We start from the raw sequence: 613 nt of genomic DNA, 5'->3' as shown, positions 1-613 counted from the left end.
ACCCCGTATTACTATACGGGGATGACGCTGCACCTCCTATTTCCTCCTCCTCAGTCATCGTCGTCGTCAGTCGTCGTTTGCAGCTAACAACCAGATAGATATGTAAAAAGACGTATTTATACATATTTGTGAAGCTGACGCGCGGATTTGAATTAGGTAACAAAAATCAAGAATGTTTCCGCTTGTCGGCTCAATTGAGAAACAAAAAAAGGGAGCACAAGGCTCCCAAATTTTTATTTCCCAACAGAGCTATTTATAAGACCTGATCTAACAGAAAAAGAGCGTGGCGAAGTTGCCCCTCAGAGTAGGTAGCTCCATCAGGTGTAACAATATGACCAGACTTAAATGCCCACTTAGAAAACCCCGTAACATCAGGAAGATAGCGCCCAGACTCAAGAGCCCAAAGCCTACGAATGGTAGGGGGGATTTCCTCACCGTCATCCCATCGATGGATTTGATCCAAATCGACACAAGCTATTTCAGCAGCTCGACCCTCACTTAATGCTAAGTGTTGAAATCTAAAGATAAAGTTAGGATGTATTCGACTACTCCTAGAAATTGGAGCAAAGAATTTAACAGCGTTCTCCCAATCAGTACTACGCATAACATTCCT

The 613-nt window shown here is 43.2% G+C and carries 1 pseudogene; it reads right to left on the bottom strand.

The window, feature by feature from the left end:
* Window positions 1-253: 253 nt before the first annotated feature.
* A pseudogene (locus R7093_RS26365) lies at window positions 254-613 on the bottom strand (hypothetical protein); the annotation flags it as partial.

The organism is Vibrio sp. 1580, assembly GCF_033340055.1.
The sequence above is the reverse complement of the archived record's forward strand: the minus strand, read 5'-3'. Positions and strand labels throughout refer to the sequence as shown.